Annotated in this window: 12 protein-coding genes; 10 read left to right on the top strand and 2 right to left on the bottom strand. The window is 33.5% G+C overall.

Annotation, left to right across the window (positions count from 1 at the left end; translation table 11 throughout):
- Window positions 1-49 precede the first annotated feature (49 nt).
- The 5 genes from leuC to ilvB are packed head-to-tail and all read left to right on the top strand — an operon-like array spanning window position 50 to window position 6,271.
- On the top strand, window positions 50-1,321 hold the full coding sequence (gene leuC / locus E0K96_RS07315) for a 3-isopropylmalate dehydratase large subunit (RefSeq protein WP_168082255.1): 1,272 nt from the start codon (window positions 50-52) through the stop codon (window positions 1,319-1,321).
- A 1-nt stretch (window position 1,322) separates the two neighbouring features.
- On the top strand, window positions 1,323-1,817 hold the full coding sequence (leuD, locus tag E0K96_RS07310; protein ID WP_087243837.1) for a 3-isopropylmalate dehydratase small subunit: 495 nt from the start codon (window positions 1,323-1,325) through the stop codon (window positions 1,815-1,817).
- A gap of 3 nt (window positions 1,818-1,820) precedes the next feature.
- Window positions 1,821-2,903 carry a 3-isopropylmalate dehydrogenase gene (leuB, locus tag E0K96_RS07305; RefSeq protein ID WP_168082253.1) on the top strand — a complete coding sequence of 361 codons (1,083 nt, stop codon included), beginning with the start codon at window positions 1,821-1,823 and terminating at the stop codon, window positions 2,901-2,903.
- An 11-nt stretch (window positions 2,904-2,914) separates the two neighbouring features.
- On the top strand, window positions 2,915-4,582 hold the full coding sequence (ilvD, locus tag E0K96_RS07300) for a dihydroxy-acid dehydratase (RefSeq protein ID WP_087935615.1): 1,668 nt from the start codon (window positions 2,915-2,917) through the stop codon (window positions 4,580-4,582).
- Window positions 4,583-4,594: 12 nt separating this feature from the next.
- On the top strand, window positions 4,595-6,271 hold the full coding sequence (gene ilvB / locus E0K96_RS07295; protein WP_168082251.1) for a biosynthetic-type acetolactate synthase large subunit: 1,677 nt from the start codon (window positions 4,595-4,597) through the stop codon (window positions 6,269-6,271).
- Between the two features lie 174 nt (window positions 6,272-6,445).
- Here ilvB and E0K96_RS07290 read toward each other — a convergent pair whose 3' ends face one another.
- Window positions 6,446-7,144 carry a 5'-methylthioadenosine/adenosylhomocysteine nucleosidase gene (locus tag E0K96_RS07290; protein ID WP_168082249.1) on the bottom strand — a complete coding sequence of 233 codons (699 nt, stop codon included), beginning with the start codon at window positions 7,142-7,144 and terminating at the stop codon, window positions 6,446-6,448.
- Between the two features lie 570 nt (window positions 7,145-7,714).
- Here E0K96_RS07290 and E0K96_RS07285 point away from each other — a divergent pair.
- From E0K96_RS07285 to eno, 4 genes are all read left to right on the top strand, one after another.
- Window positions 7,715-10,036: an HAD-IC family P-type ATPase gene (locus E0K96_RS07285; RefSeq protein ID WP_168082247.1), complete on the top strand. Its 2,322-nt coding sequence runs from the start codon at window positions 7,715-7,717 to the stop codon at window positions 10,034-10,036.
- Window positions 10,037-10,238: 202 nt separating this feature from the next.
- Window positions 10,239-11,132: a DUF7916 family protein gene (locus E0K96_RS07280; protein WP_168082245.1), complete on the top strand. Its 894-nt coding sequence runs from the start codon at window positions 10,239-10,241 to the stop codon at window positions 11,130-11,132.
- Window positions 11,133-11,242: 110 nt separating this feature from the next.
- The gene (gene pckA, locus E0K96_RS07275) at window positions 11,243-12,832 is read left to right on the top strand and encodes a phosphoenolpyruvate carboxykinase (ATP) (RefSeq protein WP_168082243.1); all 1,590 of its coding nucleotides are present in this window, start codon (window positions 11,243-11,245) and stop codon (window positions 12,830-12,832) included.
- Window positions 12,833-13,021: 189 nt separating this feature from the next.
- Window positions 13,022-14,314 (top strand): phosphopyruvate hydratase, encoded by a 1,293-nt coding sequence (eno, locus tag E0K96_RS07270; RefSeq protein ID WP_168082241.1) that lies wholly within the window; start codon window positions 13,022-13,024, stop codon window positions 14,312-14,314.
- 64 nt (window positions 14,315-14,378) lie between these two features.
- Here eno and E0K96_RS07265 read toward each other — a convergent pair whose 3' ends face one another.
- A complete protein-coding gene (locus tag E0K96_RS07265) occupies window positions 14,379-14,672 on the bottom strand; it encodes a rhodanese-like domain-containing protein (protein ID WP_158095604.1) in 294 nt (97 codons plus the stop codon).
- Between the two features lie 230 nt (window positions 14,673-14,902).
- On the opposite strand from E0K96_RS07265, the gene E0K96_RS07260 reads away from it, so the two are divergent.
- Window positions 14,903-16,087: a phosphoglycerate kinase gene (locus E0K96_RS07260; protein ID WP_087244922.1), complete on the top strand. Its 1,185-nt coding sequence runs from the start codon at window positions 14,903-14,905 to the stop codon at window positions 16,085-16,087.
- The last annotated feature ends 7 nt before the right edge of the window (window positions 16,088-16,094 follow it).

Below are 16,094 nucleotides of genomic sequence, written 5' to 3'. Positions count from 1 at the left end.
TCATTTGACTCTTTAGTGATGACATACAAAGTAATAAGGGGGAATATATATGTCAATGACAATGACACAGAAAATATTAGCTGATCATGCAGGATTGAAAGAAGTTGTGGCTGGTCAGTTAATTGAAGCAAAACTAGATGTTGTAATGGCTAATGATATTACAGGGCCAATGGCTTTGCCGATTTTTAAACAAATGGCTGATCATGTTTTTGATAAGGATAAGGTTGTTTTGGTTCCTGATCATTTTACGCCTAATAAAGATATGAAATCAGCAGAAAATTCAAAGGCCATCAGAGAGTTTTCTAGAGAACAGTGTTTAACACATCATATGGAACAGGGAAAATGTGGTGTTGAACATGCGATTTTACCAGAACAGGGAATTGTCGTTGCTGGAGAGTGTATTATTGGGGCTGACTCACATACTTGTACTTATGGAGCGTTAGGGGCTTTTTCAACAGGTGTTGGAACAACTGATATTGCGACAGGTATGGCCACAGGAGAACTTTGGTTTAAGGTGCCAAGTGCCATTAAGTTTGTTTTAAAAGGAGCATTACAGCCATATGTCAGTGGTAAAGATGTGATTTTACATATTATTGGACGTATTGGTGTTGATGGTGCTTTATATAAATCTATGGAATTTACTGGGGAAGGTGTTTCTTCTTTAACGATGGATGATCGTTTTACAATTTGTAATATGGCGATTGAAGCAGGTGCTAAAAATGGTATTTTCCCAGTTGATGAGAAAACAAGAGAATATATGAAACAACATTCAAAGAAAAGTTATAAAGAGTATCAGGCAGATGAAGATGCAGAATATGATGAAGTCATTGAAATTGATTTATCAAAAATTACACCAACTGTGGCTTTCCCTCATTTACCAGGAAATGCACATACAATGGAAGAAATCAATGAAAGTGAAAAGATTTATATTGATCAAGTTGTGATTGGTTCATGTACGAATGGTCGTTTAAGTGATTTGCGTAAAGCTGCGGCGTTATTAAAAGGAAAGAAAGTCGCAGATACAGTTAGAGTCATGGTCATTCCTGCAACACAGAAAATCTTTGTGGAATGTATTCGAGAAGGTTTGGCAGAAATTTTTGTGGAAGCAGGATGTGCATTCAATACACCAAGCTGTGGACCATGTATGGGTGGTCATATGGGTGTTATGGCAAAAGGTGAAAAATGTGTTTCTACAACAAACCGTAACTTTGTAGGAAGAATGGGAGATACAGAATCTTTGATTTATCTAGCTTCTCCTGAGGTTGCGGCAGCGAGTGCTATTGCAGGATATATAGCTGATCCAAGAAAGGTGGGAAAATAACATGAAAGCCCAAGGAACTGTTTTAAAATATGGGGATAATGTAGATACGGATGTGATTATCCCTGCACGTTATTTAAATTCATTTGATGCAAAAGAATTAGCCAGTCACGCCATGGTGGATATTGATCCAACATTTGTAGAAAGATTAAATCCAGGAGATATTATGGTGGCTGGAAAGAATTTTGGGTGTGGTTCTTCACGTGAACATGCTCCATTAGCTTTAAAAACAGCTGGAGTCAGCTGTGTTATTGCCCAGTCTTTTGCTCGTATTTTTTATCGTAATTCGATTAATATTGGATTTGCTATTTTGGAATGTCCTGAAGCCGCTCAAGACATAGATGAAGGCAATCAGGTAGAAGTTGATTTTGATACAGGAATCATTAAAAATATAACAAAAAATAAACAATATCAGGCACAGCCATTCCCTGAATTTTTACAAAAAATGATTCAGGCAAATGGATTGGTGAATTATGTTAACGAAAAGAAAAGAGGATAATCTATGGAAAAAACAATTGCAGTCATTAAAGGTGATGGTATTGGTTCAGAAATTGTCAATGAAGCATTGAAAGTCTTAGATGCTATTGCCAAGAAATATCATCATACTTTTCATTATCAATATATAGATATGGGTGGTATATCCATTGATAAATATGGTGTGCCTTTGACTGATGAAGCTATTGCAATGGCTCAAAAAAGTGATGCCGTTTTATTAGGCTCTATTGGTGGGGATACAAATACTTCACCATGGTATCAGTTAGAACCATCATTAAGACCAGAAGCCGGGTTGTTAAAGATGCGTAAAGCTTTGGGATTGTTTGCCAATTTAAGACCTGCTTATTTATATAAAGAATTAAAAGGTGCCTGTCCGTTAAAAGAAGAATTAAGTCAGGATGGTTTTGATATGATCATTGTTCGTGAGTTAACAGGTGGACTTTATTTTGGTGAAAGGGAAACCAAAGAGATTGATGGACAGATGGTGGCTCATGATAATCTGATTTATAGTGAAGCAGAAATTCGTCGTATTGCTAAACGTGCATTTGATATTGCGATGAAGCGACGTCATAAAGTGACAAGTGTCGATAAGGCAAATGTTTTAGATACTTCTCGTTTATGGCGAAAAGTTGTGAATGTTGTGGCTAAAGATTATCCAGATGTAAAATTAGAACATATGCTTGTGGATAACTGTGCAATGCAGTTAGTCAAAGATCCACGTCAGTTTGATGTCATTTTGACTGAAAATATGTTTGGAGATATTTTAAGTGATGAAGCTAGTATGATTACCGGATCAATTGGTATGTTATCAAGTGCATCATTAAGAGAAGATAAACTGGGTATGTATGAACCAAGTCATGGAAGTGCACCAGATATTGCTGGAAAGAATATTGCAAATCCTATCGCAACAATTCTTTCAGCAGCAATGATGCTTCGCTATTCATTTGATATGGATCAGGAAGCAGATGATATTGAACAAGCTGTAGAAAAAGTTTTGGAAAAGAACTATCGTACAATAGATATTATGTCTGAAGGAAAACAACAGGTGACATGTTGCCAAATGGGACAATATGTTGTAGAGAACTTATAGGAGGTAAATGCATGAAAAGTGATCAAGTCAAAAAAGGAGTAGAAAGAGCTCCACATCGTTCATTATTTAATGCTTTGGGAATGACTGAAGAAGAACTAGATAGACCACTCATTGGAGTGGTAAATTCTTATAATGAAATTGTTCCAGGTCATATGAATTTAGATAAAATTGCTGAAGCAGTGAAAAAAGGAATTTATTTAGCAGGTGGAACACCTGTTGAAATACCAGCAATTGCAGTTTGTGATGGTATTGCTATGAATCATACAGGAATGAAATATTCATTAGTCACAAGAGAATTGATTTGTGATAGTACTGAATGTTTAGCCAATGCACATCAATTTGATGGTTTGGTTATGATTCCAAACTGTGATAAGAATGTTCCTGGTTTATTAATGGCAGCAGCAAGAATTAATGTGCCAACAATTTTTGTGAGTGGTGGACCAATGCTGGCTGGAAGAAGATTAGATGGCAAACAAACATGTTTATCATCATTGTTTGAAGCTGTGGGACAATATAATGCAGGGAAAATCACTGCTGAAAAATTAAAAGAATTTGAAGAAAAAGCATGTCCAACATGTGGTTCATGTTCAGGTATGTATACCGCCAATTCTATGAACTGTTTAACTGAAGTTTTAGGAATGGGATTAAAAGGTAATGGAACTATTCCAGCTGTCTATAGTGAAAGAATAAGATTAGCTAAACATGCGGGTATGCAAATTATGGAATTAGTCAAAAAAGATATCAAACCAAGAGATATCATGACAAAAGATGCTTTCTTGAATGCTTTGACTGTTGATATGGCTTTAGGTTGTTCAACAAACTCAATGTTACATTTACCTGCTATCGCATATGAAGCTGGAGTTGAGTTAAATTTAGAAATTGCTAATGAAATTAGTCAACATACACCAAACTTGTGTCATTTAGCGCCTGCAGGGGATACATTTATGGAAGATTTAAATGAAGCTGGTGGTGTGTATGCTGTGATGAATGAATTAGATCAATTAGGTATTTTACACACAGATGTTTTAACTTGTACAACAAAAACATTAAAAGAAAATATTGAAGGATGTGTTAATTTAGATCCAAATATCATTCGACCTGTAGAAAATCCATATATGAAGACAGGTGGAATTGCGGTTTTAAAAGGAAACTTAGCACCTGATAGCTGTGTTGTGAAACAAAGTGCAGTAGCTCAAGAAATGTTACAACATAAAGGACCAGCAAGAGTCTTTGACTGTGAAGAAGATGCAATAGCTGCTATTCGTGCTGGAAAGATTGTCGCTGGTGATGTTGTTGTCATTCGTTATGAAGGACCAAAAGGTGGACCAGGAATGCGAGAAATGTTATCGCCAACATCTGAAATTGCTGGCATGGGATTAGATAAAGATGTCGCTTTAATTACTGATGGTCGTTTCTCAGGGGCAACACGTGGAGCATCTATTGGTCATGTTTCACCAGAAGCGGCAGTTGGAGGACCAATTGGGCTTGTGAAAGAAGGAGATATGATTGAAATTGATATTATCAATCATCGTATTGAATTATTAGTTAGTGATGAAGAATTAGAAGAAAGAAGAAAGAATTTTAAACCAAAATTACCAGTTGTCAAAGGATATTTGAAAAAATATGCGTCTATGGTGACATCTGCAAATACTGGGGCGGTTTTAAAAGTCAAAGAGTAGGAGGAGAAGTATATGTTATTAACGGGGGCCGATATTGTCATTGAATGTTTATTAGAACAGGGTGTTGATACTGTTTTTGGTTATCCTGGAGGAACAATTTTAAACGTTTATGACAGTTTATATCATTATCGAGATCGAATTAATCATGTTTTGACTTCTCATGAACAAGGGGCTTCACATGCCGCTGATGGCTATGCCAGAGCTACAGGAAAAGTAGGTGTCTGTATGGCTACAAGTGGACCAGGGGCGACAAATCTTGTGACAGGAATAGCAACAGCTTATATGGATTCTGTACCTTTGGTTGCTATTACAGCCAATGTGGGTGTTCCATTATTAGGAAAAGACAGTTTTCAAGAAGTTGACATTGCTGGAGTAACAATGCCAATTACGAAACATAATTATATTGTCAAAGATGTAGAAAGTTTAGCACCAACAATTCGTAAAGCTTTTCAAATTGCTAAAGAAGGTAGACCTGGACCTGTCCTTGTGGATATTACAAAAGATGTTACAGCTGCAAAATGTGAATATCATCATCAAAAACCAGAAAAAATAGAAAGACGTAGTTATACTTATCCAACATCAACATTAAAAGAAGCTATTGAAATGATTGAAAAAAGTGAAAAGCCATTTGTTTTTGTTGGAGGAGGTGTTGTCAGATCTGATGCTTCCCAGGAACTACGTGAGTTTGTAGAAAAGATTGATGCGCCTGTTACCGATTCTTTGATGGGAAAAGGTGCTTTTGATGGAACCAATCCACGTTATACAGGAATGCTTGGAATGCATGGAACAAAAACAAGTAATCTTGGTGTTTCTAACTGTGATTTATTAGTAGCAATCGGTGTCAGATTTAGTGACCGTGTGATTGGAAATGCTCAAAAATTTGCAAGACACGCTAAAATTATTCATATTGATGTGGATGAGGCAGAGATTAATAAAAATGTCAATGTTGATTTAGGTATTGTGGGTGATGCAAAAAGTGTTTTAAATGCTTTGAATTTATTGTTGAAGCAACAAAATCATTCACAGTGGTTAAAAGAAATCAGAGCTTTAAAAGAACAATATCCATTATCTTATGATAGTGATAAATTAACAGGACCATATGTTATTGAACAAATTGAAGCATTAACAGATAATAATGCGATTATCTGTACTGAAGTAGGTCAAAATCAAATGTGGGCAGCTCAATATTACCATTTTAAAAGACCAAGTCAGCTCATTACCAGTGGTGGACTTGGAACAATGGGTTATGGCTTAGGGGCTTCCATTGGTGTAAAGTATGGAAAACCTGATCAATATGTCTTTAATATTGCTGGAGATGGATGTTTTAGAATGAACATGAATGAATTAGCAACAGCTTCACGTTATCAAGTCCCTATTATTGAAGTCATTTTAAATAATCATGTTTTAGGAATGGTTCGTCAATGGCAGACATTATTTTATGGAAAACGTTATTCAGCAACTGTACTTGATGATAAAGTTGATTTCTGTAAAACAGCAGAGGGACTTGGATGTAAAGCCATAAAAGTCACAAAGAAAGAAGAAGTGGCTCCAGCTATTTTGGAAGCAATGGATAGTCAAGGACCAGTAGTGATTGAATGTATGATTGAAGAAGATGATAAAGTCTTCCCAATGGTTGCTCCTGGTGCACCAATTGATGATGTTTTTGATCAAAATGATATACAGGAATAGTCAAAAACTATTCCTTTTTGTATACAATAAATATCCACCAGTTGCTGATGGATATTTATGATCATATTATTTTTGATACAGGCATAGTTAATAATGATATGCTCTTGCATAAATAAAGTTGACTTCGAAGATTTTTTAAATGGCATATTTCATCTTTTTCTTATTTTGTCGTTTTCATTTATGCTGATTCCTATATTCTTTTAATATAGCTAAAGTCATATTTTTTGCGATTATAGAAGATTTGACACAATTTTTTTCAAAATTTTCAACACCTTTGTGTTCAGCAGTATCAGTAATACAGCGAATTGAAAGAAATGGTATCTTGTTTACATAGCATACATGAGCGATACTGGCTGTTTCCATATCAACTGCCAAAGGTGCAAATTCATCATTGATTTTTTTACGTCCCATATCTGTTATAAAAGCTTCTCCTGTAACAATTCGTCCCCAAAATACTTTGTTTTTTGATTCTATGTTTTTTACAGCTCTTTTTGATATTTTTATTAAGTCTTGATCTGCTTTAAAAAATACAGTTTTTAGCCATGGATGAAATTCTGTTAAAGTATCTTGTGCAACATCATGGTAACAGACTTCGGTAGATATAACAGTGTCAAATATTTTCAGTTTTGGATTCATTCCACCAGCTGTCCCTGCATTTATAACTATATTTACATTAAAATGATCAATCAATATTTGTGTTGCTATAGCAGCATTGACTTTACATACCCCAGAAAATAGGGTGACAACTTGCATGCCATAAATCTCTCCCTCATAAAATTTAAGCATTGCCTTTTTTGTGATATTATAGTTATCTATCATAGCTAAAAACGGAGAAAGTTCATCATCAGTGGCACATACAATTCCGATTTTCAATTTTATTCCCTTCTTTCGTTTATGAAAATTAAAATTTATCTAAAATAATTATCATCAATTTCTCCAAATAAGAATTTGTAAAATATTTCTATCTCATTATTTTTTGTTCCTATTTATCGTAGGACAAATATACCTTTATTTTTTTAATTTAGATAGACTGATTTGAAAATTTATTGTTATATTTTTAAGTGTTGGATAAAAATTAGCTTTTTCTCACATACAAAAATGGAAAAATAATTTGTATTTAATCGAATTATATCATATGCTTATAAGTATTTCTATTTCTTTTTCTACTTTTGAAAAGATACTTCATACTATATTGCTGATACAGGTTCTTCTATAACTTTATTATTTATTTTTTATAGATAATCTGACACTTTTGTTGAAAAGATCTTAGTTTATTCTTTCAAATAATTTTATTAAAACACAAAACTAAGAATTGCTTATATAAACCAACTGATTTAAATGGTCAATGAAGTTTATTTAGAAAAACTTTAGAAAAAATTCATGGCTTTTCCATATAAATATGATAAGATTAGAAATAGTTATATATTAAAAATGGGTGATATTATGAGTGAAGTGAAGGGATTAACAAGTCAGCAGGTGAAAGAACAAGTTCAGTTAGGACATGTGAATGTTTCACCAAAACCTTTAGTTAAGACAAATAGACAGATTTTTTGTGAACATGTGTTTACACTTTTTAATGTTTATAATTTTGTGATTGCCTGTGCTTTGATTTATGTCAAAGCATGGTCAAGTTTATTTTTTGTATTGATTGTCACAATGAATACAGTGATTCATATTTATCAGGATATTCGTTCACGTAATATGGTGGCACGTTTAAATTTAATTATTTCACCAAAGACAAAAGTTTTACGTGATGGCTGTATTCAGGAAATAGATAATGAAGAGATTGTTTTGAATGATGTTGTTTTCTTGGAAACAGGAATGCAGATATCATCAGATTGCATTGTGCTAGATACACAGGTAGAAGTTGATGAGTCATTATTAACTGGTGAGGCTGATCCGGTTTTAAAAGATATCGGTGATCATCTTTTATCAGGAAGTTTTATTATTTCTGGAGCATGTCATGCTTGTGTTGAACATGTGGGTATGGATAACTATGCAACAAAGATTGCCAGTGAAGCACGTAAACGTAAGCCAGTGACATCAGAGTTGGTGAAAACTTTTAAGAAAGTCACACGTTTTACAAGTATGCTTGTATTACCAATCAGTATTTGCTTGCTTTATCAGGCTATGGGTATCAGAAATGAAACTTTGAATACAACCATTGTCAATACATCAACAGCATTATTAGGTATGTTACCTATTGGTCTGGTTTTATTAACAAGTGTATCTTTGGCTACTAGCGTTGTAAGACTAGGAAAAAGAAAAGTGTTAGTTCAGGAAATGTTCAGTATTGAAACATTATCCCATGTCGATGTGTTATGTTTGGATAAAACAGGAACATTAACACAGGGAAAAATGCAAGTTCAAGATGTTTATACTTTTGATACACAATGGAGTCATCAATTTTCTTTGATTATGAATTCATTTGTGAAAGGAACTCTTGATAATAATGCAACGTCTTTGACTTTACAGGATTATTTTCAAGGTGAAGCCCCTTATTCCGCATTAAGAAGAGTCTCTTTTTCTTCAGCAAGAAAATGGAGTGCACTAGAATTAGAAAATATAGGAACGATTATTGTTGGAGCACCAGAAATCATCTTGCCTGATTTTGTTTTGCCAAGCCAAATCGAAGAGGCTAAACATCAAGGCGCTAGAATTTTATTGATTGCTAGACATCATGATTTTGATACTTTTCAGGAAGATATGATGCATAGTGTTCCATTGGCAGTGATTGTTATTTTAGATCCATTAAGAGAAGATGCTAAAGAAACAATACAGTTTTTTAAAGATAATGATGTTGATGTGAAAGTTATATCTGGGGATAATCCTGTCACTGTTAGTGCTCTAGCAAGTCAGGCTGGTATTGAAAATGCTCAAAATTATATTGATGCCTCTACATTATCAACGCCACAAGAATTAGAAGATGCCATTTTAAACTACCATGTGATAGGACGTGCCTCACCATCACAGAAACATGAGATGATTTTATGTTTACAAAAACATAAACAAAAGGTTGCGATGACAGGTGATGGCGTGAATGATGTTTTGGCTTTAAAAGATGCTGATGTATCTATTGCTATGGGTTCAGGATCAGATGCCGCTAAACAAATATCACAATTTGTTGTCATCAATGGTGAACTATCAACAATGGTAGATGTTGTGAAAGAGGGAAGACTAGATATTAATAATGTGACACGTTCTGCTTCGATGTATTATTTAAAAACAATCTATACAATTTTGATATCTATCACATGTATTCTTTTGAATATGCCTTATCCATTTATTCCTTTTCAAATGACATTACTGGATAACTTTGTAGAGGGATTCCCATCATTTATGATTTTATTTGAAAAGAATATCTCTAAACAAAAAGAATCTATTGGTAGATACACAATGCGCTATTCATTTCCAAATGCTATTGCGATTGTTTTATGTGTCATTGCTTTAAAACTATTAGCACCGACATTATCATTATCTTTAAATCAGGCTTTTACAATTCTCTACTATACAACAGCTATTTTATCCATTCATATGATTTATCGTATTTATAGTCCTATCAATCTTTATCGAACAGTCGTTTTAATTGTTGATATTGTAGCTTTTGTGCTTGTTTCTTATATCACATACGATTTATTACAGCTTGCGCCAGTGACTTCACTGTTGCTTCAGTATCTTATCATGACACTTCTTTTTGGTTTGATTGTGTCAACATGTTTATCAAAAATGGTTGTCCATTATTTAGATACACATCCTCAAAACTAGGCTAAGCCTAGTTTTTTCATAATCAAATATAATATCTATTTTAAAGATGTTTATTGATGAATCAAAACAATTTTCAATGGAATTACCATCATACTCATGTTGAGATATTTTATGTTATTTTTGAATCCTGAAAAAGTCTTAAGGAATTGAGTTGAAAGCGTTACAATAAAGCGATATAATATTTCACAGGAGGATACGGGAAATGAAAAGATTATTAAATTGTACAACAAGTGAAATGTTATCAATGAACAAAGATGAATTGAAACAATCTATTTTAGCAAGTGAAGGAAGAACAATTATGACTGAAACAGTTGTGGCTTGTCCACCTTTACTTGGTGATTTAACAAATGCTGAATTAGCTGTTTCTTTTGGAAGTGATATGGTTTTATTAAATGTTTTTGATTGCAATAATCCTCATATCAATGGATTACCTGAAACAGATGAACCTGTGAAATTATTAAAGAAATTAGTAGGTAGACCAGTAGGATGTAATCTTGAACCAATTGATGAAAATGCAAAAATGATGGAAAACAGATTAGAAATTTCTAGTGGTCGTCATGCGACAAAAGAAACATTTATAAAAGCTAAAGAATTGGGATTTGATTTTATCTGTTTGACAGGAAATCCTGGAACAGGTGTAAGTAATGCATCTATTGAAAATGCTATTAAACTTGCAAAAGAATACTTTGGTGGAATGATTATTGCAGGTAAAATGCATTCTTCAGGAATTGATGAAGCATTAGTTGATTTAGATAGCATTGAAAGATTTATTGATGCAGGTGCTGATATTATCTTAATGCCTGCTGTTTATACAGTGCCTGGTTTATCAGAAGAAGAAGTGAGAGATGCTTGTAAATTAATTAAATCTAAAGGAGCATTATCATTAAGTTCTATTGGAACATCTCAAGAAGGTAGTGACGGAGGAACAATTAGAGAAATTGCATTAGTTAATAAACGTTGTGGTATTGATATCCAACATATTGGTGATGCTGGTTGGTGTGGTATTGCTTTACCTGAAAATATTATGGCATTATCAATTGCGATTAGAGGTAAACGTTGGACATATCATAAAATTGCATCTTCAGTGAATAGATAGGATTCGAAAGAGTCCTGTTTTTTTATTTGAAAAAACGAGTTTTCTTGTGGTAAGAAATTATTTTTTATAAAATAAAAGAAAGAAGTCTTAAAAAAGAAAGGAGTGTTTGTATGGATGATTATGGAATTAAAAAATATGGGATTAGTACGACAGGAAATGTTTTTAGAAATATTCCAGCGGGATCATTGATTGAAAAAGCTTTAATTAAAAAAGAAGGACGTTTAAGTCGAGCTGGATGTTTATGTGTGGAAACAGGTCAAAGAACGGGACGTTCACCTCATGATAAATATGTTGTAGATACGCCAGCTGTTCATGATAAAATTGCATGGGGAAAAGTGAATCAACCTGCATCTAGAGAACAGTTTGAAAAAGTTTATCAGGCAATTATTCAACATTTTCAAGATAAGGATTTATATATTTTTGATGGTTATGCTGGCGCAAATCCAAAGTATTCTTATGGTTTTAGAATTATTAATGAAAAAGCAAGTCAAAATCTTTTTATTTCTAATTTATTAATTAAACCAACACCACGTGAGTTACAACATTTTCAGGAAGATTATTTGGTATTGGTTGCTCCTGATTGTCATGTTGATGCATCAGTTGGTTTAAATAGTGATGTGGCTGTTATGATTGATTATGAAAAACAGATTGTTTTGATTGCAGGAACTGGATATTCTGGAGAAATTAAAAAGAGTATTTTCTGTGTCATGAATTATATGTTACCTCAACGCAATGTTTTTACAATGCATTGTTCAGCTAATATTGGGGAAGATGGAAATACGGCATTATTTTTTGGATTGTCAGGAACAGGAAAAACAACGTTATCAACAGATCCTCATCGTCAATTGATAGGTGATGATGAACATGGTTGGTCACGTACTTCTGTTTTTAACTTTGAAGGTGGATGTTATGCAAAATGTATCAATCTTTCACAAAAAAATGAGCCAGATATTTGGGACGCTGTCAGATTTGGAGCTATGGCAGAAAATGTCTGTTTATTTGAAGATACAAGAATTATTGATTTTGATGATGACTCTATTACAGAAAATACACGTGTGGGTTACCCACTTGAATTTATTAAAAATATTGAACCAAGTGGTATGGGTGCAATTCCTAAGACAATCTTCTTTTTAGCTGCTGATGCTTTTGGTGTTTTGCCACCTATTTCTAAATTGGATCAAAATTCAGCTGTTTACCACTTTGTATCAGGTTATACAAGTAAACTGGCTGGTACGGAAAATGGTATTACTGAGCCACAGGCAACATTCTCTACATGTTTTGGAGAACCATTTTTGCCAATGGATCCACTGCTTTATGCGAAACAATTTCAAAAACGCATGACTAAAGCAGGATCTAATGTCTTTTTGATTAATACTGGATGGGTTGGCGGTTCTTATGGTATAGGACGTCGCATTCCATTAAAATATACAAGAGCAATGATTGAAGCGGCTATTAATGGAGAGTTAGATTATGTCAGCTATGAAGTTGACCCATTCTTTAATTTAAATATTCCACTCTTTTGTCCAGGTGTTCCTCAGGAATTATTAAACCCTCGAACAACATGGGTCAGTAAAGATGCTTATGATATGACAGCTCAAAAGCTTGTTGAAATGTTCCAGGAAAACTTTAAACAATATACAAATTTCCCAGAAATGATTATCAATGCTGGACCAGGAGGAAAGATTAACAATACGTTTTAAAAAATAATGCGTTGTCCTTTTTAACTTGTATAGAACAATGAAGATATGTAAATACTATGAGTGATAAGTGATTTTGAAAGTATAAAGATTGCACAAAATCAGAAAATGTGTTATTCTATTGATAGTTAGTTATAACTAACTTATATGTGATATAGATCATATAATGAAACTTATTAGGAGGAAAGTAAAATGAGTCAAATCGTCAGTGTCTATGCAAGAGAAGTTTTGGATTCACGTGGGAATCCAACAGTAGAAGTAGAAGTGAAAAGCGAAAGTGGTGCTTTTGGTAGAGCCATTGTTCCAAGTGGTGCTTCAACAGGTGTCCATGAAGCTGTTGAATTAAGAGATAAAGATGCAAACAGATATTTAGGATTAGGTGTTTTAAATGCTGTTCAAAATGTTAATGAGGAAATTGCAAAAGCAATTGTAGGTGAAGAAGTCACTGCACAAAGAAAAATTGATCAGATGATGATTGATTTAGATGGAACACCAAATAAAGGTCGTTTAGGTGCTAATGCGATTTTAGGTGTCTCTTTAGCAGTTGCAAAATGTGCTGCTCATGAATTAAATATTCCTTTATATCGTTATATTGGAGGAGCGAATGCTCATGTGTTACCTACACCAATGATGAATATTATTAATGGTGGGGCACATGCTGATAACAATGTCGATTTCCAGGAATTTATGATTATGCCAGTCAATGCGCCTTCATTTAAAGAAGCTATTCGCATGGGAGCTGAAGTTTTCCATGCATTAAAGAAAGTTTTAAAAGGAAAAGGATTAAATACTGCCGTTGGTGATGAAGGTGGTTTTGCGCCTAACTTAGCATCTAATGAAGAAGCGATTCAAACAATCTTAGAAGCGATTGAAACAGCTGGATACAAACCAGGTGTTGATGTGAAATTAGCTATGGATGTTGCAAGTAGTGAATTCTACAAAGATGGAAAATATACACTACCAGGAGAAAACAACAAATCATTTACGTCTCAAGAACTTGTTGATTTCTATGTTGAACTTTGTGATAAATATCCAATTATTTCTATTGAAGATGGATTAGATCAAGATGATTGGGAAGGATGGGATTACTTAACTGAAAAATTAGGTGATCGTGTTCAATTGGTTGGTGATGACTTCTTTGTGACAAATACAAAACGTTTACAACAAGGTATTGAAAAAGGTGTTGCTAACTCTATTTTGATTAAAGTGAATCAGATTGGAACTTTAACTGAAACATTAGAAGCTATTGAAATGGCTCAAAAAGCAAACTATACAGCTGTTGTTTCACATCGTTCTGGAGAAACAGAAGATACTACAATTGCTGATATTGCAGTAGCGACAAATGCAGGTCAAATTAAAACTGGTTCTGCTTCTCGTACAGACCGTATTGCAAAATACAATCAGTTGATGAGAATTGAAGATGAGTTAAAAGATCAATCTTGCTATGCATCAACAGAAGCTTTTTATCAATTAAATAATCAATAATATTTTATTGGTCATAGATAAAATGGAAAGACTTGAGTATCAATCATAAGTCTTTCCTTTTTTATTAAAAATATTGTTCATTTTTTAAAATCAGTAAGGATTGAAAGCTATGTGGAAAATATTGACATTGAAAACCTAATTGTTGGCATTGTTCTGCCATCTTTTTAGCCGTTTTTCCAGTATCACAGATAAAATATAGAAGTTTATCATGAGGTAAATAAGGAATTTGACTTTTTAAATCATCCCCAGGAATATTGATAGCATTTTTTAAATGAAGTTGTCGAAAAGAAAATTCATCACGTAAATCAATAATGAGAGTTTGTGGATTATGGATATGTTGAAGGATATCATCATACATAAAATCACCACTATTAATATATGTCAATATAATGTGTTGGTGAAAGTGTTTTTATAGAATGAGTCAATAAATGACGATTATACGGAGATTATTTTGAGTTCACATAAAATATAAAAACAGCTTTTTCTATTTTTACAAAAAATGACAATTCTTATTGCTTTAACAACTATAAAAGCAATTGAAAATCAGTTATAAGAATGTTATAATTTGCACATGGAGGGTTGAGAAAAATGGACAAAAAAACAATTAAAGATATTGAAGTCGCTGGAAAAACTGTCTTAGTTCGTGTTGACTTCAACGTACCTAGAAACAAAGAAACAGGAGAAATTACAAATGACAACAGAATTGTTGCCGCATTACCTACTTTAAAATATTTGTTAGAACAAAAACCAAAAGCTATCGTATTGTTCTCACATTTAGGTAAAGTAAAAACTGAAGAAGATAAAGCTAAAAATGATTTATCTGTTGTAGCTCCTAGATTATCTGAATTATTAGGAGTAGATGTGAAATTTGTAAACTGTACAAGAGGACCTGAACTTGAAAATGCTGTTAAAGAAGCTGATAATGCTCAAGTGATCTTAGTACAAAATACACGTTATGAAAAAGGTGAAAGCAAAAATGATCCTGAATTAGGTCAATATTGGGCATCATTAGGAGATGTATTCGTTGAAGATGCATTCGGTTCAGTACATAGAGCACATGCTTCTACTGCTGGAATTCCTGCTCATTTACCATCTGCTGCTGGATTCTTAGTTGAAAAAGAAATTGCTTATATTGGAAAAGCTGTAAGTGATCCTGAAAGACCAATGGTTGCTATTTTAGGTGGAGCTAAAGTTTCTGATAAGATCTTAGTTATTGAAAACTTATTAAAGATTGCTGATAAAGTTATCGTTGGTGGAGGTATGACTTATACTTTCATGAAAGCTATGGGACATGAAATTGGTAATTCTTTAGTTGAAGATGATCGTATTGAAGTTGCTAAAGAAATTATTGAAAAAGGTGGAGATAAATTAATCTTACCTGTTGATTCAGTAATCAATAATGCATTTGCTGCTGAAGGTGATATCAAAGTATGTGGTGAAGATATTCCAGAAGGATACATGGGATTAGATATTGGACCTAAATCAGTTGAAAATATCAAAGCTGCTTTAGAAGGAGCTAAAACTGTTGTATGGAATGGTCCAATGGGTGTATTTGAAATGGAACCATTCGCTAAAGGAACTATCGCAGTATGCGAAGCTTTAGCAAATTTACCAGATGCTAATACAATTATCGGTGGTGGAGATAGTGCTGCTGCTGTTATGCAACTTGGATATGCTGATAAAGTTTCTCATATCTCAACTGGTGGAGGAGCTTCATTAGAATATATGGAAGGTAAAGTATTACCTGGTATTGCTGCAATTGATGATAAATAATAAGGGG

It is taken from the genome of Massilimicrobiota sp. SW1139 (assembly GCF_012027715.1).
Classification (GTDB): domain Bacteria; phylum Bacillota_I; class Bacilli_A; order Erysipelotrichales; family Coprobacillaceae; genus Allocoprobacillus; species Allocoprobacillus merdigallinarum.
This window is presented reverse-complemented; position numbering and strand designations above follow the sequence as displayed.